At 34.5% G+C, this 26,175-nt stretch carries 14 protein-coding genes; all 14 read left to right on the top strand.

The window, feature by feature from the left end; translation table 11 throughout:
* Window position 1 precedes the first annotated feature (1 nt).
* Entirely contained in the window at window positions 2–1,984 is a 1,983-nt protein-coding gene (gene hepC / locus AC4FRF_RS06245) for a heparin-sulfate lyase HepC (RefSeq protein WP_491158629.1), read from the top strand.
* A gap of 213 nt (window positions 1,985–2,197) precedes the next feature.
* Window positions 2,198–6,688 (top strand): polysaccharide lyase family 8 super-sandwich domain-containing protein, encoded by a 4,491-nt coding sequence (locus AC4FRF_RS06240; RefSeq protein ID WP_491158628.1) that lies wholly within the window; start codon window positions 2,198–2,200, stop codon window positions 6,686–6,688.
* An 87-nt stretch (window positions 6,689–6,775) separates the two neighbouring features.
* The gene (gene hepC, locus AC4FRF_RS06235) at window positions 6,776–8,749 is read left to right on the top strand and encodes a heparin-sulfate lyase HepC (RefSeq protein ID WP_491158627.1); all 1,974 of its coding nucleotides are present in this window, start codon (window positions 6,776–6,778) and stop codon (window positions 8,747–8,749) included.
* 487 nt (window positions 8,750–9,236) lie between these two features.
* Window positions 9,237–12,389, top strand: a complete 3,153-nt coding sequence (locus tag AC4FRF_RS06230; RefSeq protein ID WP_491158626.1) for a SusC/RagA family TonB-linked outer membrane protein — start codon at window positions 9,237–9,239, stop codon at window positions 12,387–12,389.
* Between the two features lie 17 nt (window positions 12,390–12,406).
* Window positions 12,407–14,293, top strand: a complete 1,887-nt coding sequence (locus AC4FRF_RS06225; protein WP_491158625.1) for a RagB/SusD family nutrient uptake outer membrane protein — start codon at window positions 12,407–12,409, stop codon at window positions 14,291–14,293.
* A 10-nt stretch (window positions 14,294–14,303) separates the two neighbouring features.
* Window positions 14,304–15,752, top strand: a complete 1,449-nt coding sequence (locus AC4FRF_RS06220; protein WP_491158624.1) for an alpha-L-fucosidase — start codon at window positions 14,304–14,306, stop codon at window positions 15,750–15,752.
* Between the two features lie 39 nt (window positions 15,753–15,791).
* Window positions 15,792–16,133 carry a hypothetical protein gene (locus AC4FRF_RS06215; RefSeq protein ID WP_408078891.1) on the top strand — a complete coding sequence of 114 codons (342 nt, stop codon included), beginning with the start codon at window positions 15,792–15,794 and terminating at the stop codon, window positions 16,131–16,133.
* An 11-nt stretch (window positions 16,134–16,144) separates the two neighbouring features.
* Window positions 16,145–18,658 (top strand): polysaccharide lyase family 8 super-sandwich domain-containing protein, encoded by a 2,514-nt coding sequence (locus AC4FRF_RS06210; RefSeq protein WP_491158623.1) that lies wholly within the window; start codon window positions 16,145–16,147, stop codon window positions 18,656–18,658.
* Window positions 18,659–19,225: 567 nt separating this feature from the next.
* A complete protein-coding gene (locus AC4FRF_RS06205; protein ID WP_491158622.1) occupies window positions 19,226–20,254 on the top strand; it encodes a glycoside hydrolase family 88 protein in 1,029 nt (342 codons plus the stop codon).
* Window positions 20,255–20,325: 71 nt separating this feature from the next.
* Window positions 20,326–21,639, top strand: a complete 1,314-nt coding sequence (locus AC4FRF_RS06200) for a sulfatase-like hydrolase/transferase (protein WP_491158621.1) — start codon at window positions 20,326–20,328, stop codon at window positions 21,637–21,639.
* Window positions 21,640–21,932: 293 nt separating this feature from the next.
* Window positions 21,933–23,315 (top strand): sulfatase family protein, encoded by a 1,383-nt coding sequence (locus AC4FRF_RS06195; protein WP_491158620.1) that lies wholly within the window; start codon window positions 21,933–21,935, stop codon window positions 23,313–23,315.
* A 52-nt stretch (window positions 23,316–23,367) separates the two neighbouring features.
* Window positions 23,368–24,075, top strand: a complete 708-nt coding sequence (locus AC4FRF_RS06190) for a DUF6250 domain-containing protein (RefSeq protein WP_491158619.1) — start codon at window positions 23,368–23,370, stop codon at window positions 24,073–24,075.
* 38 nt (window positions 24,076–24,113) lie between these two features.
* Complete coding sequence (locus AC4FRF_RS06185) at window positions 24,114–25,202, top strand: polysaccharide lyase family 20 protein (protein WP_491158618.1); 1,089 nt, start codon at window positions 24,114–24,116, stop codon at window positions 25,200–25,202.
* 76 nt (window positions 25,203–25,278) lie between these two features.
* A complete protein-coding gene (locus AC4FRF_RS06180) occupies window positions 25,279–26,133 on the top strand; it encodes a DUF1961 family protein (protein ID WP_408078877.1) in 855 nt (284 codons plus the stop codon).
* Window positions 26,134–26,175: the final 42 nt, after the last annotated feature.

Here is a 26,175-nt window from a genome sequence, read left to right as displayed (position 1 = left end):
TATGAATATTAAAAAAAACATATTGTTTTTTGCTCTTATTCTATTTTTTACTCAAAGCATTTTGGCTCAAGAGTCTAAAATCAATAAATCAAGTTTCGATTTTATCAATTTAAACCAAATGGGATTGGAAAAAGTGAAGAACTTGGTTGACTCTGCAAAATACAATGAAGCAGCAGCTGAATTATTACGATTTTATCGTAATCGTAGCAATGTGAGACATTTGGATTTTAATATCGATAATAAAGAAAAACTGGCTAATGAAAAAGTAAACAAGAATACTTTAGAACTGGCTAATAATATTTTGTTACACAAATTCAAACCACACAAAGGTTATCCTACATACGATTATGGGAAAAATATCAACTGGCAATATCGTCCTGTAAAAGACCAATTGTTGACTACTTTTTTACACCGAACTGCTTTTTGGGAGCCTTTAGGTATTGCTTATCAAAGTACTGCCGATGAAAAATATGCTAAAGAATGGGTGTGCCAGGTGCGTGATTGGATTAAGAAAAACAAAAATGGAGCTTACCCTGATGACAAAGATTATGCATGGAAAGCTTTTGTGGTTTCTTTTAGACTGAATCATTGGTCAGCTTATTTTAATATGTTTCTTAATTCACTTCATTTCACTCCTGCATTTTTGATGGAGTTTTTGAGCTCTTACAACGAACAGGCCAATTATGTAATGAACAATTACACTGATATTGGGAATCATAGGTTGTATGAAGCCCTTCATATGATGTACGCCGGTAGTTCATTTCCAGAAATGAAAGAAGCTACAGCTTGGCGTAAAAGTGGAATCGAAATTTTGAATGAAGAAATTAAAAAGCAATTACTGCCAGATGGCATTCAGTTTGAATTGTCACCTTCTTACCACATTGGAACTATTAAAATTTTTCTGGATGCCTTGCAAATTGCCCAATTAAACGGTGCAGAAAAAGAGTTTCCTGAAAGTTACCGCAACTTGGTTGAAAAAATGGTATTGGCTGTAGGTAACTATTCATTTCCTGATTATACTTTTCCCCTATATGGCAATGCTTTTTTAACGAATAAAGATCTCATGCTTAAAAATTATAAACTTTGGGCAAAGGTTTTTCCTGAAAATAAAGTAATCGAATATTTTGCTACAGATGGTGCGTCAGGTAAACAACCGGATTATCTTTCGGGATGTCTCCCTAATGCCGGTTTTTACGCTTTTAGAAACGGTTGGGATACTCAATCAATTATAATGCAAATTAAAGCCGGACCACCAGCTGAGTTTCATGCACATCCTGACAATGGCAATTTTGTGCTTTGGGTAAAAGGCCGAGATTTTACACCCGATTCAGGAAGTTTTGTATATGCGAATGTAGGTAATCAGGAAAACTCAAAAAGAGACTGGTACCGCTCTACCAAAGCACACCAAACCTTAACTCTGGACAATAAAAACATTGTAAACAACGCACAATTGCAAAAATGGGAAACTGGACCTAATTTGGACATCCTTAGCTATACCAATCCTAGTTATAAAGATTTAAATCACCAGCGTACCTTTTTATTCATCGATAAAACCTTTTTTATAATTATTGACAGAGCGATTGGTACTGCCAAAGGCAATTTGGGCATTCATTACAATTTAAAAGAAGATAGTAAGGCTACAGCCAATGCTAATAACAACAGCATTAACACCAACTATTCCGATGGAAATAATCTTTTGATACAAGTACTAAATAAAGACAAAGTGAGTGTCAAAGCAGAATCGAGTTTTGTTTCTTATCAATATCAAAAAGAAACAGTCCGCCCTGCATTTGTTTTCGAAAAAGCTAAAAACGACAGCAAAACACAAGGATTTATTTCGATAGTATATCCTTACAATGGCAGCCTACCTCCTGTCATAAAAATTTCAGAAAACAAAGCTAATGATATTGCAAATGGTAAAATAGATATCATTTTGAACATCAATGGAAAAATCACTACTGTAAAACAAGATCTCAATTTTTAATTATAATTTGAATTTAATGAATTAAAAAAATATCAACCTAATAACTCAACCAAAAAAGGTAATATCCTGATTTTTTTATAAATGATTAACCAGCATTTAAAGAAAAACACCCTTGAAATGTGTTCAGGATAATAACGGGTTAATTGCGAAGAATAAACATAAAAAACAATTCTAATAATTACTCCTTATTAAAAACCCTAAAACCAAAAAATCATGAAAAAAAGTTTACTTGCTTTACTCTGTGTATTTGCTTTATTAGAAGTAAAAGCACAAAATTCTACCTGGATGTATGACTTCGGCACTACTACAGCAGCTCCCTATACATCCACCACATACAACACCAGTTATTTACCCGCTCCAACGACAGAAGGTGGCAATGCTGGTGTAAGAGCTTCTTCTTCTACAGAAGGAAAAATTGAACTAACAACAACTGGTCTAGCTGGTGGTAGTGGAGTCGAACTTAAAATGACTGGAGGAGCTACTACTTCAGGTGCAAAATTTGGTCTTGCCCCTTTTTCAGGCACAACCTTAGCCTCTTTTGAATGTAAAATTAATATTAGCTCAGGAACTAATGGTAGATTCTTATTGTATTTTGGAAATGGTGGGAATTTCACAAGTGGTGGCGGAATCAATGTTGGTCAAACATTTGCTGCTCTTAGATTTACACCTGCCTCTACTGGTGTGAATCTTGACTGGCTAATCAATTCAGGTGGTGTTACATATACAACCACTGGTCTTGCAAAGACTACAATTAATAAAAACCAGGTTTACAAGCTGAAGTTTTTTATGAACAATAGCAGCACCAATATCTCTTATACTAACAATGACGGACTTTATCATCTGCCTGCAGGTACTTTTGATATATGGTTGGACGGTAATAAACTTTTAATCAATGCAGACCCGGGCACTGGTACACTACCCCAAGGAACAATTATTAACGGGATGAATTTACTGAATGTTGGAGCTGGTTCATCTACGCCTACCCTTTACGTGGATGACATTATTTACAGCAACTTTTTAGAAGAAGGGAATACCAATCCTGCGGCAATCAATAGTCTTAGTACCAAATACCGCAACTGGCTTACTGGCGAAAATGCAGATTATTCAAAAAGTCAGGTTATGGAACGTTATAACCGTTTCCTTTCCTCCGGACTTGCTGCAATGGATTTATCTTCATATGATTTTATCAATCCTGGCTCTGTTTGGGATTTTACAAACAGTGCTGACCAAAGTGATTATGCTGCATTAGTGGAACAAAAGCTTATTCGATTGGTTTTTTTATACCAAATAAAAGGACCTGTCGCTAGCCCAAATCCTAATTACCATCACCCGGCACTTAAAGAAACCATACTTACTATCTTTAACTACCTGAAAGCAAAAGGTGTAACTCCAAATGCAAATTTTGCATACGAAGAGCATTCTTCGAGCGAAATGGTAGCCACTAGTGCTAATGGTATTGCATTGCGTTCTTCCGCTTATGCTACTTCTCTTTTTTTAATGAAAGAAGAGCTCGTAAATACAGGAGAATTTGCTAATCATTTGGGAGCATTAAATGGACTTACCTTTTTTATCTCTCCTGAATATCCTTATTTTAATTTTACGTATCCTGGCTATAATGCCGATGTAGTACGAGCATCCGTCCAACAGCGATTATGTTATGTACTTGCTCAGGACCAAACGAGTAGCAACAGAGCTGCTAATATGGATTTCTTAAAACGCTTTATTAATAATGCAATGCAGATAAGTAATGGATGGGCTGAATTCATAAAACCCGATTTTATCACCTTTCATCATCAGGGAGCTTATTCGAATTCGTATGGAGTAGATGCTCTTCATCAGGCATCCATCCTCAACCTAATACTTAAAAACACGGAATTTGAGCTCAATTCTACAGCTCAAAGTAACATTAAAAATGCAGTAATGGCTTACCGCAAATTTTGTAATGACTTTGAAATGCCCACTGCACTGGCCGGAAGGTTTCCTGCTAACACTGATGTTTTTAATGACCTTAGACCAGCCTTAGCCTATCTATACCAAGCTGACCCAATTGCTAATGCTGATGCTGGTCAGGAGTTCTTGAGGCTTTGGAATCTTTTGCCTTCTGCGAACATTCCTTTGCAAAGAGCAAATACCGTTAGTATTAATATGGTAAATACTCTGGGTGGTATCCAGGATATGGCTCAGGTTCTTAACAGTAATCTTACACCAGCTGTAAAACTTCAACAAGGACACTTCACGTTTCCATATGCCGGACTAAACATACACAAGTATAATGGTTGGCAAGTGAGTATAAAAGGTACCAGCAAACATATTTGGCATTTTGAAAATGGAAGTAGTGAAAACATTTACGGTCGTTACTTTTCTGCAGGAACTATGGAAATATTAGCACTCGGAAATCCCATAAATAGACTGGCAAATGGCCTTACTGAAACCGGTTGGGACTGGTCACATTTAGCAGGTACTACAGTGGCCTATCTTCCATTAGCTTCACTTCCTGCCAAAATGAGATTGTATAACGATAAACAATTCCTTGCGCATGCTTCTTTGGGTAATAATGGTGTGTTTTCTATGGATTACAGAGATGCAAATGCAACAACTGACATGTCAGCACTAAAAACTAATTTCTTTTTTGGAGATAAAATACTCTGTCTTGGTTCGAATATCAAAGACGTAAACGGAAATAATCCTATCCATACCACTTTATTTCAAACTGCTTTAGCGAGTTCCTCAACTCCAACGTATGTAAATGGAAATACAATAACCGGAACATCCTATAACTTTACACAAACAGGAGGTTCTGCCTGGGCAACTGATGCAGTTGGCAATGGATACGTTGTAGTAGACAGCAGTTCAACAAATAATAACATTCTCACTATCCAAAGAGTAGTACAAACCTCTATGAATAATAGAGGTTTAGTATCAGGTACTGGTAATTTTACTACTGCTTATATTGACCATGGTGCATCACCGGATTCAGCTGCCTACCGTTATGCTATTGTGTTGCAAGGTGGATCTCTGGGAACGCAAGAACTTGCTACAAATTTTTCTAATTATTTCAATATAATAGAACAAGATAGTTTAGCTCATGTGGCTAAATATGTCCCTGATTCTATTTATGCCTATGCCATTTTTAACGCTACAAAAACATTCAACGCTGATGTAGTTAAAAGTGTAGACAAACCTGCAGTTGTGATGACCCAAAAAACTGAAGCAGGAAATAAATTAAAAATTAGCCTTACTAATCCACTTAACTTACTTTCTTCCAATGAAAACTACACCTACAATCAAATTACTAATGACCCAACTGTTTTTCACAGAACTTCACCAATAGATATTGTAACACTGACGCTTGATGGTAAATGGTTTTTGGAATCACCAACATCTAATATCACATCAACTATTGACGGTAATGTCACAAAAGTTTTTTTTAGTACTTCTGATGGAGCAACATTAGAAACTACATTAGTAAAAGCATCTCTAACTTTTAAAAGTACATCAAACGCTACTAAAACAACAAATCCCGGCGTTTGCACTTATACTGCCCATGGAAATGAATTTGATATTGATGTTACAGGAAATTGTGGAAACAGCTCAATTAATTATACGCTAAGTGGTGCTACGGTAGGCTCTGGAAATCACTCGATAGAAAATGTAGTTTTTAATACCGGAATTACTACCGTTAGTTGGACTGCAACTGATTTATGCAGCACTGTAACTAACAGCTTCAACGTTACTGTTACGGATGCAGAAGCTCCAATTATAAATGCTATTGAATCAGTTTCTTTATGTTATAATACAAATGGTAATTACAATATACCTACCGCAACTGCAACTGATAATTGCAATATAAATACAATTACTTATCAAATAACTGGTGCTACGGTAAGAAATGGAAATGATCTTGATGCAAGCGGAACTTTCAATGTGGGGACCTCAACAATAATATGGACAGTAACCGACAATGCTGGAAATACTAATACGACAACAACAAATGTTACAATTAATAGTGAAATAACCGGAACTATTGCCGATGTTTATGCCGTTAATCCAGGAGGTACAGCTAACACTATTTATTTAGGTTATGGTCCTTCTTCATTGACTCTGACCGCAATTCCTGTAAACGGAACAGCACCTTACAATTTTTCTTGGAGCAATGGTGATACTACTGCTACTACAACAGTAAGTCCATCAACTGCTGGGACACATGATTACACAGTAACTATTACTGATGCACTAGGTTGTTCCTTTACGGTAATCAAACAAATAACAGTAATTGATATTCTTTGTTCAGACGGAAAAGTAAAAATATGCCACACTAGTAATCCTAATCATGATAAGAGTCTTTGTATCTCTGTAAGTGGCGTTTCAGATCATTTGGCTCACGGCTGTTACTTAGGAAGTTGTGTTGGTAAGATACTATCAACCAACAAGGATATTATTGTAAGTACAGAACAACAAGTAAACAATTTTAAAGTAGCATTTTCTCCTAATCCAACAAAATCCGAATTTCAATTATGTATAACAGCTGTCTCAACCGAAACTGTTTCTATTAATATATTCGATATCACAGGAAGAAAAATAAAATCTTTAAACGCAAAATCCGGTCAGATAATAACCTTAGGAAACGAGTTTTATCCAGGAATCTACCTTGCAGAAATAACCCAGGGAATGAATAAGCAAACCGTTAAATTATTAAAACAGTAAATTAGATTTTCTGTAATTTCACAAAACAAATTTATAAATTCTTGAAAATTCAAAAAGAATTGCAATTAATACTTAATAAATAAAACAATGAAAATTAAAAACTTTATATCACTTTTCTTTATTTTAATTTCTGCTATACTTGCACATGCTCAGGAAACGAAAATTACCAAAGAAAGTTTTGACAACATAAACCTGAATTACCCTGCTCTTAAAAAAGTAAAAACGCTTTTTAATGAAGCTAAGTATGAAGATGCAGCCAAAGAACTTTTGAGCTATTTTAGAAACCGTAAGAATGTAAAACATCCAGAGTTTAATGTCGGTGATGAAAATCGTTTTAGAGGAAAAGACATTGGCAAAGCTAATCAGCTAAAAGCTGATAATGCTTTAGAACATAAATTTCAACCTCAGAAAGGATATGGTTATTATGATTATGGTAAAGACATTAACTGGGAATTTTGGCCAGTAAAAGACAATGAAGTACGCTGGCAATTACACCGCATTACATGGTGGCAACCTATGGGAATGGCTTACCGTAGCAGTGGTGATGAAAAATATGCCAAAGAATGGATTTTTCAATTTAGAGATTGGGCAAAAAAAAATGCTTTAGGTCTGTCCAAAGAAAATGACCAATATGCCTGGCGACCGCTGGAGGTTTCTGAAAGAATACAAAGTTTACCCGGTACTTTTAATTTATTTATAAACTCACCAAACTTTACAGCTGCTTTTCTATTGGAGTTTTTAAATCTTTACAAGCAACAAGCCGATTATATTCCTGCAAATTATAGTGAAGAAGGAAACCATTTATTATTTGAAGCACAACGAGTTTTAAGTGCAGGAAGCTTTTTTCCAGAACTTAAAAATGCTGAATCTTGGCGCAAAAGCGGAATAAAAGTACTTAATGACGAAATCGTTAAACAGGTGTATCCTGATGGTATTCAATGGGAACTATCTCCAGCTTATCAGGTTGCTACTATAGATATTTTCCTGAGAGGATATGATGCTGCAAAAATGTCTGATTTAACAAATGAATTTCCTGCAAGCTACATCAAAACCATTGAAAAAATGGTAGAAGCAACGGCAAAAATTTCATTTCCTGATTATAACAACCCAATGTTTGGCGATGCATGGCTCGTAAAAAAAGACGAACGAATCAAGCGTTTTCAAAACTGGTCAAAAGTATTTCCAAACAACCAACTTATCAAATACTTCGCCACTGAAGGCAAAGAAGGTCAATTGCCAAATTATTTATCAAGCGCTCTAATTCCTTCTGGGTTTTATACTTTCAGAAACGGATGGAATGACCAATCGACAGTAATGGTTCTAAAAGCCAGCCCTCCTGGAAAATTTCATGCGCAGCCAGATAACGGTACATTTGAACTTTGGGTTAAAGGAAGAAATTTCACTCCTGATGCAGGTGCATATGTGTACAGTGGAGATTCATTAATCACTAAAATGAGAAATTGGTACCGCCAGACAAAGATCCACTCCACCCTTACCCTGAATAATCAAAATATGTTGATCACTAATGCCCTACAAAATAAATGGGAAACTGGTGAAAATTTAGACATTTTAGTCTATACTAATCCTAGTTACACAGACTTAAATCATCAACGTAGTGTTCTTTTCATTGATAAAAAATATTTTCTAATTATCGACAGAGCCATTGGAAAAGCCACGGGAAATTTAGGCATTCACTTTCAATTAAAAGAAGACAGCAATCCTGTTTTTGATAAATCTAAAAACAGAATTTATACCACTTATGCTGATGGCAACAACCTTTTGATACAATCACTCAATACCGATAAAGTATCGCTTAACGAAGAAGAAGGAAAAGTATCTTATACCTACCAAAAAGAATTGAAAAGACCTGCTTTTGTTTTTGAAAAACAAAAAGACAATGAAAAAACAGAAGATTTTATAAGTATCATTTATCCGTATGATGGCACTAAAGCTCCTGTAATTGGAATAAAAGAAAACAAAGGGAATGATTTTGAAAAAGGAGAAATCAATTTGACTTTAATCGTTGATGGTAAAAAGACCAATTTAAAAACAAAAATATAATACCAAATCCATGATTATTATTTTTTTAAATAATAATCATGGATTATCTCAAATAAATTATTTCTAAAATCCTACCCGAAATTTATTTGATTCAATAAAACTCCGTATTTACTGATTTTTTGATTGATATTTAAGAAATAAAAAACAGTATTAAACAAATTCAATAGCATTTTGGACATTTTCAAAACCATACTTTATACATGATTTCTAACTTTACAAATGTTAATTAACAGGATTGAAATGAAAATCAAGGAATAAATAATCAATCTATTTTATAAAAAACCATTATAACTAAACAAAACCTAAAACCACTCTTTATGAAAAAATTAATTTCAGAGTATTTATGATATTCTACAAAAAATAATATGATATCTTTTTTAAAATTTAACTCGAGAAAAGAAAAAAACAGATGTCAAAACTATCATTTAACTAAATCATTACCAATTAGGAAAAAGGTCTAACCCTTTTCCGTTTTAATAATAAAATTATGAAAAGGACTATATTTTTATTTTTGTTGCTTACAACCTGCGGTCTTCTCTACTCTCAAGATAACATAACTGTAAATGGTATGGTAAGTGATAATCAAAATTTACCAATGCCGGGTGCTACAGTTTTAGAGAAAGGAACTCAAAACAGTACCATAACTTCCATAGATGGTTTCTATCAAATTAAAGTAAAACCCAATGCAACATTAGTATTCTCTTTTATAGGTACAAAAACTATCGAAGAAAAGCTAAATGGCCGAACCACCATAAACGCCAAATTATCAGATGAAGCTAACAGTCTTAATGAAGTAGTAGTAATTGGTTATGGGACTAAATCCAGAAAAGATCTTACTGGCGCTATTTCATCTGTTAAAGGAGAAGAATTAGCTAAAGTACCGGTACAAAACGTGGCTCAGGCACTACAAGGACGTATTGCTGGTATGCAGGTCAATATGACTGACGGAACACCTGGTTCTGAACCTTCCATAAAAATACGTGGAGGAATGTCTATAACTCAAAGTAACGAACCTCTATATGTTATTGATGGAGTTCCTCAAACAGACGGAGTAGGATTTTTAGATCCTATGGATATTGAAACAGTTGACGTATTAAAAGATGCTTCTGCAACCTCTATTTATGGAGCTCAGGGAGCTAACGGAGTTATCTTAATTACTACCAAACAAATCAAATCTGGAAAAGTAAGAGTTAATTACGATGCTTATGCAGGTGTAAAACAGGTTACTTCTAATATTCCGGTAATGAATCCTTACCAGTATGTACTATTGCAATATGAAAATGCACTTGATGGTACAAAAATGCCCAGCTTTATAAATAATTACGGAAACTTTGATGAATTAGAATCTCTATATGGCAATCGCCCCGGTAAAAATTGGCAAAAAGAAGTTTTTGGTAAACCCGTAGTAAGCCAATACCACAAATTAAGTATTAGTGGTGGTGAAGACAATACTAAGTTCAATCTTTTTTATTCTGTAAATGATGACGAAGGTATTATGCTTGGTAGTGGCTCCAGAAAAGATATTGCTAAACTTGTCGTTAACCATAATGTAAGCAAAAAGTTTTCAGTAAATGCTATTGTGAACTATTCCAAACAAAAAATAACCGGACTAGGGACAAATGAAGGAGGAAATGCCCGATTGAGTATGCTACAAAATATCTTGAAATATCGTCCTACCAATGGTCAATTAGGTGCTGACGATGATCTTACTGACCTGCCTCTGGATCCTCTTGATAATCCAAGTTCTCCTGTTTTTCAAAGTCCGTTAATTACCATTGAAAACCAAAAAAGAGAATCTGTTAGAAGAGCAATTAATGCAAGTGTACAGCTACAATACAATCTTAGTCCTAAATTAATATACAAAGGATTGGTAAGTTTTACTGATAATGCCATTTCCAGAAAGTATTTTAATGGAAATTTAGGAATACAAGCTATCAGAAGCGGTGGTCCAAATGGTGGAATTACCGATAACCTTGCAACACGTTTTAATTATAACAATACCATTACCTACAACAATACTTTTAATAAAAAACATAAGTTTGATATTACAGCTGGTCAGGAATACATCTATAATTATTCAGAAGCTCATTCTGTTAGCGCTTCTGCTTTCCCTGAAGTTAATTCCGGATGGAATAAATTAGAATTAGGAACTATCCCAGGAATTCCTTCATCATCAGCTGAAGAAGATAAAATGATGTCCTTTTTTGCCAGATCTAATTATTCTTTCAAAAATAAATATTTATTATCAGCAAGTATTAGAACGGATGGTTCTTCTAAATTTGGAACAGAAAACAGATGGGGTTATTTTCCAGCAGTATCTGCAGCATGGAGAGTTATTAATGAAGGCTTCATGAAAAATGCAACTGCCTTTTCTGATTTGAAACTTCGTTTAAGTTACGGTCAGGCAGGAAATAATAGAATTGCAAATTATGCCGCACTAGGTGTTTTCGACACAGGATCATATCCTCTAAACAATCAAGTAGTTATCTCTGCTTTCCAAAATAACCTGCCAAACCCTACTTTGAAGTGGGAAGCTACTCAATCCACTAATATTGGTTTGGATTTAGGATTTTTCAATCAAAGAATTGCTCTTACAACAGAATGGTATGACAATCGTTCTAAAGATTTACTTTTTAATACGCGTATTCCGGCTAATTCCGGTTTTCAAAGACAATTTCAAAACATTGGGTCTACCTCTAGTCAGGGTCTCGAATTTACTTTAAATACTGTAAATATTAAAAAGACTGATTTTAGTTGGAACACCAGTTTTAATATTGCATTCAATAAAACTAAAGTGCTTAGCTTAAGTAATGGCGAAACTTCATTAATAACCAATAGTTATACTTCTTCAAACGACTATATATTACAAGTTGGAAAACCTGTAGGTCTAATGTATGGATATATTAATGATGGCTTATATCAAGTTAGTGATTTTGATTATAATACCACAAATGGAACTTATACTTTAAAACCGGATATTGTTAGTGATAATATAGTAGTACAACCTGGATTTATCAAATTTAAAGATATTAGTGGTCCCGATGGTGTCCCAGATGGGGTAATTAACGACTCAGACAGAACAATAATAGGTAATGCTAACCCAAAATTTACTGGTGGTATAAACAACAGCTTTAGTTATAAAGGATTAGATTTAAGTGTATTCCTTAACTTTACAGTAGGCAACGATATTTATAATGCCAACGTATTGAACAGTTCCAGATTGGATCTGGAAAACCAAAACACATTAGCAAGATTTGCTGACAGATGGACAACAATTAATGCTGCCGGACAAAGAGTAACTGATCCTGTTGAACTGGCTGCACTAAACGAAGGAAAAACAAATCCTGTGTATAACGGAAATCCTACTGGGCGTTTGTATAGTGATATTATTGAAGATGGTTCATTCTTACGAATCAATAATGTAAGCTTAGGATACACTTTCCCTAAAAAGTGGCTAAGCAATACCAAAATTGCTAACATGAGATTTTATTTAACGCTTTATAATCTACATGTATTTACTAAATATTCTGGTTATGATCCTGAAGTGAGTGTCTTAAATAATGCCTTAACACCTGGAGTTGATTTTAGTGCTTATCCAAGATCAAAATCATTTATTACAGGTTTAAATATTTCACTATAATTTAAAATTTAAAGAAAATGAAAAACAATATATTTTCCCTAAAAGTATTAATGGTAGCTGGTATATCTTCTCTTATACTGCCTCTTAACTCCTGTGATAACCAATTAGATGTAACGCCCTACTCTTACTTTACATCGGCTAATTTTTTCTCTAATGAAAATGAAGCTTACATGGCAACTCTAGGCGTTTATGAAATAATGTCTTCCTTAGACACTTATGGTTGGAATATTCCAATGATTTTTGATGCTGATACAGATATTCTTCAAAATAGTGGTTCAAGTACAGTAGACTGGCGAACAATTGCTCACTATCAAGGAATTTCTCAAACCAATACTTTTTTTGATGTATGGAGCCAGTTATACATTGGGATCGACAGAGCCAATGTAGTGATTGAAAAAATACCTCAAATGGAGTTATATAAAAATGGAAACCAGAGCCAAAAAGATCAATTAAACAGAATGCTAGGCGAAGCCAAATTTTTACGTGGTTTTTACTATTCTGAGTTAGTTCGCTTGTGGGGAGACGTCCCTTTTAAAACTAAAAGTTCACAAACAGGAGATAATTTTAAAGCTGGTCTTGTAGATCGCTATGAAATATACGCTCAAATCATAAAAGATATGCAGGAAGCGGCAATGGTTTTACCAGAAGAATTACCCGTTGATGAACGCATCAATAAATGGGGTGCAAAAGCAATACTTGCCAGAGTTGCCTTATTTGCGGGAGGATATTCCCTGAGAGCAGACGGAACAATACAACGTCCTGATAATTACAGAGAATATTACGTATTGGCACAACAAGAAATAAATGATATTATGAATGCCAATCCTTTTAAATTAAACCCATCCTACTCAAAAGTTTTTAAAAACCAATGCCAGCACGTGCTAGAACCTACAGAAAATATTTTCCAGGTAGCTTTTTACAATCCAGCAGGAAATCAAGGAAATGCATCATGGGTAGGTTATTTTAATGGACCTCTTACAACAAATGGTTTGTATGCCGGTACTATAGGCCGATCATTAGTCCCAAAACCTTTTCATAGCAGTTTCAACTCAGCCGATCAACGAAGAGATTTTTCGATAGCTACTTATACTATCAATAATCTTGGAAATAAAATCCCTCTTCTTTCAGGTAGACAAGATGAAAGTTGGACCGTGGCTAAATGGAGCCGGGAATATCAAACTAATTCTACTTTAGAAAGAAGTTATACTCATATCAATTGGGTAATCATGCGTTACTCTGATCTTTTGTTAATGCGTGCCGAAGTAGAAAATGAGTTAAACGATGGCCCTAACACTATTGCTTATGATGCCATTAATCAGGTAAGAAGAAGAGGTTTTGGTATGGATATTCCCGGAAGTCGTATCAACGTTACTTTAGGAAGTCAAGGCACAGGATATACATCCGCAGCTACTGTGGTAATTAATATCTCTGGCGGAGGTGGTAGCGATGCAGCTGCAGCTGCAGTAACAATGGCCAGCGGAGGTCGTATTGGTACTATTGCTATGTTGCGTTCGGGAGATGGTTATACTTCTGCTCCTACAGTTACTATTAGCAGTACTGATGGAAAAGGTTCCGGTGCAACAGCAACAGCAACACTTCTGACCAAACCAACAGCTTCCCAAATTAATCTTTCGGGATTAGATAAGGCTAATTTCCTAAAAGCTATCCAACAAGAAAGAGCTTGGGAACTTTCTGGTGAAGGTATGCGCAGAGCCGATTTAATTCGTTGGGGAATTTTAGCCGATAAAATCACAGAAACAAATACAGCTGTAAAACAAATTCGTTCTAACTATTTCTATCCTTCATTTGGCAATTTTGTAAGTGGAAAACACGAACTATATCCTTTCCCACAAAATGAAAGAGATGTTAATAGCAGTATCACTCGTCAAAATCCTAATTATTAAATTTTAAAAAATGATATTTAAAAAATGTTTCATATCTCTTTTACTAATTATTCCTTTGTTGGGCAGTGCTCAAGAAGACATTTACGATCCATCAAAAGAGTACGAATATCCTACTGACCCACTTGTAAAAGACAAACTGGATAAATGGCAGGATCTAAAATTGGGTGTACTACTTCATTGGGGAGTATATACTCAGGCAGGCATACCTGAATCATGGGTAATATGTGGAGAACCCTGGCCTAAACGCGATACAACATTAAATTACGAAGAGTACAAAAAATGGTATTGGAACCTCGCTAAGCAATTTAATCCAACTAAATTCAACCCTGAAAAATGGGCTGAAATTTCGAAAAATGGAGGAATGAAATATGTAGTTTTCACCACAAAACATCATGATGGTTTTAATATGTTTGATACCAAGCAGAGCGACTATAAAATCACAAATGGTCCGTTTAAAAACAATCCTAAGGCCGATGTAACTAAATATATTTTTGATGCTTACCGCAAACAGGGAATGATGATTGGTGCTTATTTTTCTAAACCAGATTGGCATTCGCAAGATTTTTGGTGGGATCGTTTTCCTACTCCGAGTCGTAACATTAACTATGACATAGCTAAATATCCTGAGAAATGGCAAAAATTTAAAGATTTCACTTTCAATCAAATTGGCGAAATTTTAGGAAACTACGGGAATATTGATATTTTATGGTTGGATGGCGGATGGATTCGTCCTGCATTAAAAAGTGAATTAGCACGTACAGAATGGGGACTTGATAAAAGAGGTAGGTCTAACTATCCTAATTTTAACCAGGAAGTAGATATGCCACGTATCGCTAAAATGGCAAGGGAAAAACAACCTGGTATAATAATAGTTGACAGAACAGTGCATGGACCATACGAAAACTACCGTACACCAGAACAACAAATACCAAAAGAACAAATGAGTACTCCTTGGGAAACCTGCATAACTCTTACTAAAGCCTGGAGCTATCGCAAACCGGAAGAAGAGAAGATAAAATCTTCAGCATGGGTAATTCATACACTAGCGGAAATTGTGGCAAAAGGTGGAAACATGCTTTTAAGTTGGGGGCCTACACCGGAAGGTGAATTTCCTAAGGGAATCGAGAAACCTTTGCAAGAAGTAGGCAATTGGCTTAAAGTAAATGGAGCTGCTATTTATGGTACTCGAATTACTCAAAATTATAATGATGGCAATACTTGGTTTACACAATCAAAAGATGGAAAAACTAAATATGCTATTGTTTGTATTAAAGAAGGAGAATCAGTTCCTGCTAGTGTGCAATGGAAAGGAAATCAGCCTACAAAAAACGGCACAATTAAGCTTGTTTCAACGGCTAAGAACGTCAATTGGAAAAAAGAAGGTAACGGCATAATTGTAGAAATCCCTAAAAATTTAGTGGGAATGAAAACAGAAGCTTTAGTCTTTGCTTTAAATTAAAAGAAAGCATATAACTTCAAAAATTAAAATCTAAGAAACATGAAGAAAATTATAGTATTATTCAGTATGATTTTTATTACCACCATTAGCTTTGGCCAGAACAAACAGAAAAATATGCGAGAATTGAGAGATTCTATTTTTACAGTAATGAAATTGAGCGATGCTAACCGACAAAAAATGCATGATTTAATTGCCGAAACTGGAAAAGGCGGAAAAGCAATCAAAGAAGATGCTTCACTAACTGAAGAACAAAAAAAAGAAAAGAAAAAAGCTTTTAACAAAGAAATGAGAGCAAAACAGGAAACTATACTAACTCCAGAACAATATCAAATTTGGAAAGATTTCGCTATCGCTATGAGAAATAAAGAAAAAAAGCAGTAATTAGTATTTATATGAACCGTATTTTAAAAAAATCGTTGTTGATAGGATTTCTTTTTCTACTAAATGGAAGTGTTTTTGCACAGCTTACCGAGATTAACGCCCTTAAAACAAAATACGTCAACTGGATGTTGGGCGAAAATGCAGATTATACTAATCCCCAAGTACTAACAAGGTATAAGCAGTTCCTTGTTAGTGGAAATTCGGCTGCAACAAGAGATTTTAGTGATTATAATTTTACCTCGCCAGGTACTCCTTGGGATTTTAAGAATTTTAAACACCAAGCTTTATTTACTAATCTGGGAGAGAAACATTTGGCAAGCATGGTTTTTTTATACCAAATAAAAGGACCAAAAAATAATCCGAATCCTGCCTATCATCGCAAAAGTCTTCGTGATAGTATTTTCATGATTTTCGATTATATAAAAGCGAAAGGTGTTAATGGTAAATCAGATTTTAACTATGAAATTTCCGGTCAGGATGTTAGCGCAAGAGTCGCTTTGCGTACATCGGCCTACGCTACTTCTATTTTATTGATGAAAGACGAATTAAAAGCAGTCGGCACATTCAAGCATCATATGGAGGCTTTAAACACTTTGACTGCTTATATTGCTCCTGATTTTGGTATGAAGATTGGAATACCGGGATATCCCACCAATCCCGGTATGAATTCAGATATGATCAGGGCAGGATCACAACAAAGACTATGCTATATTTTGGCACAAGAAGACAGCAGTAAAGATAAAGTCATAAATATGGAATTCTTCAGGCGCTTTTATAATACCGCACTACAAATTAGCGGAGGCTGGCACGACTGTATTAAGCCTGATTTTATGACTTTTCATCATCGGGGTGTTTATGCTAATAGCTACGGTCTTAGCGCTCTGCTACAGGCAAGTGTTTTGAATATGATACTTAAATCTACCGTTTATGAACTGGACAAATCGGCACAAAGCAACCTTAAAAATGCCATCATGAACTATGTAAAATTTAGTACTGATTTTACAATGCCAAGAGGACTAACCGGAAGATTTCCTAAGAATACTTCTTTTAGTGATTTATTACCTGCTTTTGCTAATTTATTTCAAGCTGATCCAATTGGTAATTTAGATGCGGGTCAGGAATTTAAAAGATTATGGAATCTAACATCTGAAGAGACTAAAACAGCACTGATAAAATCAAGTGGTGTAAGTTTGATTATGGTAAACGGTTTGGCCGGAATGCAAATCATGAATGATGTTTTGTCAAAAGTGAGCGAAGGGAAACCAATTATGGAAGGTCATTTTGGTTTTCCGTACGCAGGCTTAAGTGTTCATAAATACAAAGGCTACCAGGCCAGTGTAAAAGGCACCAGCAAAAACGTTTGGCATTATGAAAACAGTGATCAAAACAATCTTTACGGTCAATATTCATCTGCAGGGGCAATGGAATTACTCACACTTGGTGTTCCAAAAACTCCGGAAACGAACGGTTTAACTTTAGAAGGCTACGACTGGGCTCATGTAGCGGGTACAACCGTAGCCAATGTTCCTTTTGCAGAAATGGCAAAAAGCGAGGCACGTGAATTTAATGGAAAAGCATTCTTAGCACACGCATCTTTAGATAATCAGGGTGTATTTGCTATCGATTATAAAGACTATAATCTGTCTACTGAAATGACAGCTTTAAAATCGTATTTCTTTTTTAATGATAAAATATTATGCCTCGGTTCTGACATCAAGAATGCAAACGGCACTCATCCTATTCACACAACGTTGTTCCAAACATCGTATGGTACAAACAATAAATCCATTGTAAACGGAAAAACCGAAACTGGTAACGATTATATTTTTGACCAAACCAGTGGTGGCGTTTGGGCTACCGATGCTAACGGAAATGGCTATGTGTTGCCTAAAGCTGTGGTGAATAACAACAATGTGGTAATTACAAGGGGCAAACAAACCTCGTTTAACGAAAACAGCAAAACCGCGACATCCACTGGTAATTTTACCAAGGCATACATTAACCACAAAGTGGCACCTACATCTGCTACCTATCGCTATGCAGTATGGCTAAAAGGCGAGACAAACACCAAAGATTTAGCTGATAACTTTAGTAAATATTTTAACGTTATCCAACAGGATGAAAAAGCGCACGTAGCGCAATATGTGCCAGATGGTATATTTGGCTATGTAGTTTTCGATTCTTCTGCAAAATTTAATGCGGATGTAGTTAAAAACGTAGACAAACCATCAGTTATTATGACGCAAAAAATAACCGGAGGGAATTTAAAAGTAAGCCTTACCAACCCAAATTTAGGTTTACTTAAAGAGGACGAAAATCCCGATTGGAATACCATCAGTAAAACTCCTTCCTTTTTATATAGAAAACCAATTACGGAAGAAGTGAGTTTAAATCTTACAGGAAAATGGGCTCTAAAAAAAGGTGTTACAGGTGTTACGACAACGGTTAACGGAACAGATACTAAAATTACTTTTAGCACCGTAAACGGTAAAACCATGCAAATCGAACTGGTTAAAGCCCAATAAAACGTTTCAACTAATCCAGTATCTTATAAAAAGATAAAACAGAAATTCTTTAGATCAACTTAATAAATGCAGAGCCAAAAAGCCCTGCATTTTTTTTACATAAAATCTACAATGGTCAAAAATACCTGTAAATATTCATCATTTAAAATGGGTTTTAATCAAAATTGATAGTTTTTTAGCGAAAACCAAACTTAATAGACTGTCAGATGTCTTTATTTAGCATTACTAAATCTAAAGAACAAATAAAGACTTAAATAAATTTCATTTTAAACAAAAGTAAAAGCTTCTTAAATGTTGAGACTTATTTATAGCTTAAGAAGCGTAAAAATGTATTTTAATTTTAAAAAAAATCAGCAATACAATATGATACAATTTATAAAACAACAAAAAAAAGGATTAAATAAATTAACAAGCGGTATTATTTTACTATCAATTTTTAGTATTGGTGGCAATAATACATATGCTCAAAAATCATCAGAGTTAAGCAATAAAAAAATAGCTTTCATATTTGATTTAGAAAAAATTTATTCGAATAATATTTTAAAAAAAGTAAAAAAAACGGGCAAAATGCCTCGATCTAGCTCAAAAGGATATACAGCTATCAGTGATTGGACCAGTGGATTTTACCCTGGGAACTTATGGTTAACTTACGAATTTACAAAGGACAAAAATATCCTTAAAAAAGCCGAATATGCGACCGCATTGGTAGAAAGTAACAAATATTTTACTACCGACCATGATATAGGGTTTATGATTTATTGCAGTTATGGTAATGGATACCGATTAACTAAAAACGATAAGTATAAGCAAGTGATTATTGAAGCGGCAAAAACTGCTGTAACAAGATACAATCCAACAGTAAAATCTATCATGTCCTGGAATCCAGATTCAGGAAGAGATTGGAAATTTCCGGTAATTATTGATAATATGATTAATCTGGAATTATTGGTAAAAGCAACCGAATTTACAAATGACAGTACTTACTACAAAATAGCGGTTAATCATGCCAATACAACCATGAAAAACCAGTACCGGGCAGATTTTAGCTGTTCGCACGTGGTAGATTATGATCCTGAAACAGGAAAAATGCGTAAAAGAGACTGGAACAACGGAAATAGTGACGCAAATACTGCTGCCTGGAGTCGTGGACAAAGCTGGGGATTATATGGTTTTAGCTTTATGTATCAATATACTCATAAAAAAGAATATTTAGAACAGGCAGAAAATGTAGCAAGCTATATTTTAAACAACCCTAATATGCCAAAAGATATGGTTCCGTACTGGGATTACAATGCTCCACAAATACCAACAGTTAGAGATGCTTCTGCTGCAGCTATATTAGCTTCTGGTTTATTGCGTTTAGCGCCTTTATCATCTGAAAATGGTGAAAAATATTTTAAAGCTGCAGAACAGATTTTAAAAAGTTTATCTTCTGACACCTATCTTAATACGAGTAAAAAAGGAGATTACTTATTAAAGCATGCTACTGGAAATTTTTTAAGAAATTCTGAAATAGATGGTGGTTTAATTTATGCCGATTATTATTTTTTAGAAGCTTTACTTTCTTATCAACAAATGAAGAAAAAGTTTAATTAAACCAATTGTCAATCTGGAAATTGAGAAAAAACAAATTAACCGAATTAAAAATAATGATCATGTTTAAAAAAATGAATACCAACTTATTGGCTCTATTTCTTTTTTCTACGATATGCTTACAAATGGTTGCACAAAAAAAACCAAATATAGTGATTGTACTTACAGATGATATGGGATATAGTGATCTTTCCTGTTATGGCAATCCACTAATTAATACATCTTTTATTGATGGTATGGCAAAAAAAGGAGTTTTGGCTACTAATTTTGTAACAACATCCCCTACTTGCTCCCCTTCCCGATCTTCTTTAATTACCGGTAGATATTGTACCAGAACCGATTTAGTATGGCCGGTCGGTCCAGGTGAAAAACCTTGTTTAAAAGATGAAGAGGTTACCATTGCCGAAATGTTAAAACCTGCTGGTTATAAAACGGCATGTATAGGGAAATGGCACATGGGCGATTATGGTACGGCATTGCCTAATAAGCAAGGTTTTGATGAGTTTTATGGTATGATGTACAGCCATGATTACAGAACTCCTTATGTACAAACTGATACCATCATTAAAATTTTCAGAAACACTAAACCTGAGATTTATAAACCTGCAGACACCATATTGACTTCTATTTATAGCAAAGAAAGTATTAAGTTTGTTAACGAATCTGCTAAACAAAAAAAGCCTTTTTTCCTTTATCTCACCTATAATATGCCACATCTTCCTGTGGGTTTAGCTGCCAAAAAAAATGGTTTACAATCCGCTGGTGGAGCGTTAGGAAATGTCATAGAAGAAATGGATGAAGCACTTGCGAATCTTTGGAAAACATTAGAAAAAAACGGGCAGGCAGACAACACTATTTTTATTTTTACAAGTGACAACGGTCCTTGGCTAAATGCTCCACAAAGAATGTTTGAAGACGGAATCACACAACCGTACCACATTGGAACCGCTGGTATTTTTAAAGGTTCAAAAGGAATCTCTTACGAAGCCGGACATCGTGTTCCTTTTATTATTTATTATAAAGGACATACTCTTGTCAATGAAGTTATAAGAACTCCTCTTGCAAATATTGACATACTGCCTACCATTGCCGATTGGACACAAGTAAAATTACCTGCCTACACCATTGACGGAGAATCAGTAAAAAATATCTTAAGTATTAAAAATTATAATAAACAGCACCAGCCTATTTATTATGTCAATCGTGTATTAGAAGGAGTAAAAGATGGCGAATGGAAGTTAAGAAAAACTGTAAAGGATGGTAAAAATCTAAATGAAATGTACAATCTCTCAGAAGATCCTGCAGAAAGAGTAAACCTGTTTGACAATCCAGCCTACAAACAAAAACAAGAACAATTATTACTACTGTTTAATCAGTATCCGGGATGATTTTACTCGTTTGATTTCAGTCAAACTTAAAATCTGTAATTTACCCCCTCAAAATGTTCTAATCTAACAAACATGATTAAACCTTTTTATGAAAATTAAAGTAATATATACACTAGCATAACTGTAAGAATAAAAATTCAAAAACAACCTTAAATATAATATCAGTTAAAATAATCATTAGTAAATAAACACTTTAACTAAATTTAATAGCATTTTGAACATATTTAAAACTGCTTTAAAGTATTGATAGCTAAATTCGTGTTGTACTTTAAAATTGTATAAATCAAAAGATTATGAAATTCAAAAAAAACATAGTTTTCTTTTACCTGTTGGGATTGATAAATTTTCCATTGGCAATTGTAGCACAAACAGCTGATCGCCCAAATATCCTTATCATCATGACCGATCAGCAAACTGCTGATGCAATGAGTATAGCAGGCAACAAAGATTTGCATACACCAGCTATGGATAAGTTAGCGCAAAATGGTGTTCGCTTTACAAAAGCTTATTGTGCCCAACCGTTATGTAGCCCGTCTCGTACCGCTATTTTTAGTGGTAAAATGCCTTTTGAAACTGGTTTCGTAGGCAATATACCAGAGAAAGATGGTCTTTGGCCTGATGATTTATTGATGATGGGAAAAATTTTCCAAAATGGAGGTTATAAAACAGGCTATGTTGGTAAATGGCATTTACCTGTCCCAGTTACTAAGAAAAGCCAACATGGTTTTGAATACATTGAGAACACAAACTTTTTAGATTATAATGATGCTGCCACACCTTCCTTTTGCGCACGCTTTATTAAAGAAAATAAAAATGACCCATTTTTACTGGTTGCTTCCTTTTTAAATCCACATGATATTTGCGAATGGGCACGGGATGAAGATTTAAAAATGGATGTTTTAGAGAAAGCACCACCACCTCATCAATGCCCTGAGTTACCAGCCAACTGGGAAATTCCGGACAATGAACCAAAAATATTACGTGAACTTCAAAAAACCGTAGGCTTACGCACCTATCCATCGGTAAATTACACTCCGGAAAAATGGCGTCAATACCGCTGGGCTTATAACCGATTAGTAGAGAAAGTGGATGCTTATATCGAAATGATTTTGGCTTCGCTAAAAAAATATGATATCGAAAAAAACACCATCATTATTTTCACAGCCGATCATGGCGATGGAAATGCGGGACATAGTTGGAACCAAAAGCAGGTTTTGTATGAGGAAGCCGCTAAAATTCCTTTTATCATTTCGAAAATAGGCGAATGGAAACCCCGAACTGATGACATGTTGGTTTGTAATGGTATCGATATTATTCCTACCATTTGTGGCTTTACCGGTGTAGAAAAACCTAATTATTTAAAAGGTATTGATATCAGTAAAAAAATAGAAAATCCTGGTTTAAAACTACGAGATACTTTAGTGATTGAAACTGATTTTGCTGATAACGAAGATCTATTAGGCATTAGTGGTAGAGCTGTAATAACAAAAGATTTTAAATACATTGTTTACAATAAAGGCGAAATAAAAGAACAGTTGTTTGATTTATCAAAAGATCCGGGAGAAATAACTAATCTGGCAGTAAATAAATCATACAAAAAACAACTCATTGTTATGCGTAACTATTTAAAAAAATGGTGTAAAGCAAATGGCGATAAGTTTACGTCGAGTCTGTAATAATTATTTTTTCAAGCTGTTGATAGATGGTATAAACAGTTAAAAAGCAACAATGAAAACAATTTTTGACTTAGGATATAAAAAGACGATACTAAATTCTATCCTCTTTTTAATGGTAAGTGCTAGCTCTGTGGCACAAAAGAAAGCCATGCTAATTTATAAATCAGATTTTTCTAAACCTTTAGACTGTAATACTTGGATAGCTGAAATCGAAAATATTCTGGGTTATACCTCGACGGTTTACACTCATAAAAACGCTTTGGTACTAGATACTCAAGGAGGTGTTACCGTTTGGTTAAATAAGGTTTTGAATGGCAACATACAAATTGAATACGATAGAATTGTACGAATGGATAATAAATGTAACGACCGTGTCAGTGATTTAAACCAATTCTGGATGGCAAGTGACCCAAAAAGCGAAAAGCTGTTCTCTCGCAGGGGTAAATTTGAAGAATACGACGATCTATTATTATATTATGTAGGTATGGGAGGATGGAATAACACTTCTACTCGTTTTAGAAAATACCATGCCACATCAAAACCTGTCATACAAGAATATACCGATAAAGCACATTTACTAAAAGCTGAAAAAACATACCATATCAAAATAATAGTAAAAAACGGCACATCCAGTTTTTGGGTAAATGATAAACTGTTTTTTAGCTACTCAGATCCTGCTCCCTTAACATCGGGATATTTTGGATTTAGAAGTTTACATTCCCGGCAGGAAATTAAAAACCTGCGTATCTATGCTCTTTAGTATTTAAAAAAAATTATTAAAAATTTACACCATATAAAATGAAAAAAAGTAAATCATTAAGTCTTTGTTTATCAGTGGCTAGTGTCATTTTTATTACAACATCTTATGCCCAAAACAATAAACAAACTAAGTCCAATACGATACGGAATATTAATTGGCGGTTAAGTGAGCAAAAAGACATAGCTACACCGGAACAAATTCTGGACAATCAATTTATTCCTATCGGTGATAAAGAACCAAAAGGTATCATTATCGAAGACATGAAAAACAAACATAACGGTAACCCTGTTTATAAGTTCATTTGCACTGGAGAAGCTAACCGAATTGAACTTTCTTCAACATTTGGAACCAAAGAAAACCTAAAAGGCTATTCTGACGAGGAAATCAAAGACTTATCAAAAATCTATGAAGGCTATATCAATTCATTTCATGGTAATTATGGTGATATAGTAACTTACGATTGGTATACCAGATTTCCGGAAGCCGAATCCCCTACAAAAGGTGGAATTATTGCACAAATCCACGGCAGACCAGACCGCACATTACTGATTAATCCTAAAGGAGAGTTGGTAAAATTATCGATACAAGAAATGACAAAAATGCTAGATACTATGTATTTTGATAAACACATAGGCAAAAACATTAAAACGAAAAAAACAAACGGTTGGCGTGTCGATGCAGCTGCAGGAGGTCCAATTGCCGAAATGAGTTATCGTCCGCCTTATTTATATATGTTGGTTCGCAGCAGTGCCGAACGTGTATCTGATAGTGAAACCAGAACCAGACCATACCCTAACAAAGTACCAGTAGGTAAAGTAATTGGTGAAAATGGAAAAACCGGATTCTTGGCATTCTCTGAGCCAACAAGCAGTGTGCCTATTAATAAGTGGATTCATTTTAAAATGGAAATTAAATACAGTAAATACAATCACAACGCTGACGGGGTTTTAGAAAAAGGGTATATTAAAATGTGGATGGATGACAAAGTGTTGTGCGATATCAAAAACGTTGACATAGGTAAAAACGACGAATTAGGCCCCTACTTCAAATATGGTATTTACAAACCCTTTAAAGATGGTTTTACAGTAGAACATAGTGGATTTAAAGAGACTATCCAAAAACAATAAGTAAATCCCCGTTAGTCATTTATTTACATTCGGAAAACTTAACTGATTATACTCAATAATGTTTAAAAAACATCAAATGAATAAAACGTTTCTAGCTTTTATTTTCTTACTCATTAGCCTTACCAATCAAGCTCAAACTGAAAAAAACAAAGTATTAGTTTGCAGTTATCAATTTACCAATAATAGTGAATTAAAAGACTGGCAAATGGAAGGAGAAGGAAAATCATACATCAAAAATGGAATGTTAATTTTAGAGCCTTTGCATTTTCAGATGCTAAAAAAGTTAATGGATAAAGGAAAGATTTCAAAAAAAAATAATACCGAAGAATATCAACCATACCTTATCAAAGCGATGAAAAAAAAGTATGGAAAGTATATTTCACGTTATTATGTTAATAATACTACCGATTCAGATTCAAACAAAAATGACCTACAATTTTATGGAGGCAGCTTTAATATTTGGAACAAAAAATTTTTAACCGAATCCAGTTTTTCTATCGAATTTGACTTTAAAGCACTTTATCCCACTCCATTGCATATGGTATTATTTTCTGCTTTGGGAACCAACGGAAAAGGAATTTTTGATGAAACATTTCCTAAGCGTAATGGACTTTCAACCGAACTTATGACTGGAAACCTGAATAATTATCGCATCTCATATTTTGAGCCACAACGCAAAACAGCCAATCTTCGGAAAGCTCCAGGTAGAAAATTGTTGTATGAAGGAGAAGACATTGTTTCTAAAAATCCAGATAAAACCTATCACTGTGAAATCAAAAAAATCAATGATGAAATCAGCTATATAGTTGACGGTAAATTGATTTTTAGCTACAAAGATAATCAACCTTTAGCAGGTGGTTATTGGGGATTCAGACTCATGCCTTGTGCTTTAGGAGCGTATGACAACATCAAAGTGTACAATTACAAATAAAATATAAACTGTTATTACCAATTCAAAACCTAACCGTATAAA

The organism is Flavobacterium sp. ST-158, assembly GCF_058309975.1.
This window is presented reverse-complemented; position numbering and strand designations above follow the sequence as displayed.

Excerpts from the sequence above, each read along its gene's own strand:
- AC4FRF_RS06210 (WP_491158623.1), top strand. The coding sequence starts at position 16,145 with ATGAACCGTATTTTAAAAAAATCGTTGTTGATAGGATTTCTTTTTCTA.
- AC4FRF_RS06200 (WP_491158621.1), top strand. The coding sequence starts at position 20,326 with ATGAATACCAACTTATTGGCTCTATTTCTTTTTTCTACGATATGCTTA.
- AC4FRF_RS06230 (WP_491158626.1), top strand. The coding sequence starts at position 9,237 with ATGAAAAGGACTATATTTTTATTTTTGTTGCTTACAACCTGCGGTCTT.
- AC4FRF_RS06240 (WP_491158628.1), top strand. The coding sequence starts at position 2,198 with ATGAAAAAAAGTTTACTTGCTTTACTCTGTGTATTTGCTTTATTAGAA.
- AC4FRF_RS06190 (WP_491158619.1), top strand. The coding sequence starts at position 23,368 with ATGAAAACAATTTTTGACTTAGGATATAAAAAGACGATACTAAATTCT.
- AC4FRF_RS06205 (WP_491158622.1), top strand. The coding sequence starts at position 19,226 with ATGCCTCGATCTAGCTCAAAAGGATATACAGCTATCAGTGATTGGACC.
- hepC (WP_491158629.1), top strand. The coding sequence starts at position 2 with ATGAATATTAAAAAAAACATATTGTTTTTTGCTCTTATTCTATTTTTT.
- AC4FRF_RS06225 (WP_491158625.1), top strand. The coding sequence starts at position 12,407 with ATGAAAAACAATATATTTTCCCTAAAAGTATTAATGGTAGCTGGTATA.
- AC4FRF_RS06180 (WP_408078877.1), top strand. The coding sequence starts at position 25,279 with ATGAATAAAACGTTTCTAGCTTTTATTTTCTTACTCATTAGCCTTACC.
- hepC (WP_491158627.1), top strand. The coding sequence starts at position 6,776 with ATGAAAATTAAAAACTTTATATCACTTTTCTTTATTTTAATTTCTGCT.
- AC4FRF_RS06185 (WP_491158618.1), top strand. The coding sequence starts at position 24,114 with ATGAAAAAAAGTAAATCATTAAGTCTTTGTTTATCAGTGGCTAGTGTC.
- AC4FRF_RS06215 (WP_408078891.1), top strand. The coding sequence starts at position 15,792 with ATGAAGAAAATTATAGTATTATTCAGTATGATTTTTATTACCACCATT.
- AC4FRF_RS06220 (WP_491158624.1), top strand. The coding sequence starts at position 14,304 with ATGATATTTAAAAAATGTTTCATATCTCTTTTACTAATTATTCCTTTG.
- AC4FRF_RS06195 (WP_491158620.1), top strand. The coding sequence starts at position 21,933 with ATGAAATTCAAAAAAAACATAGTTTTCTTTTACCTGTTGGGATTGATA.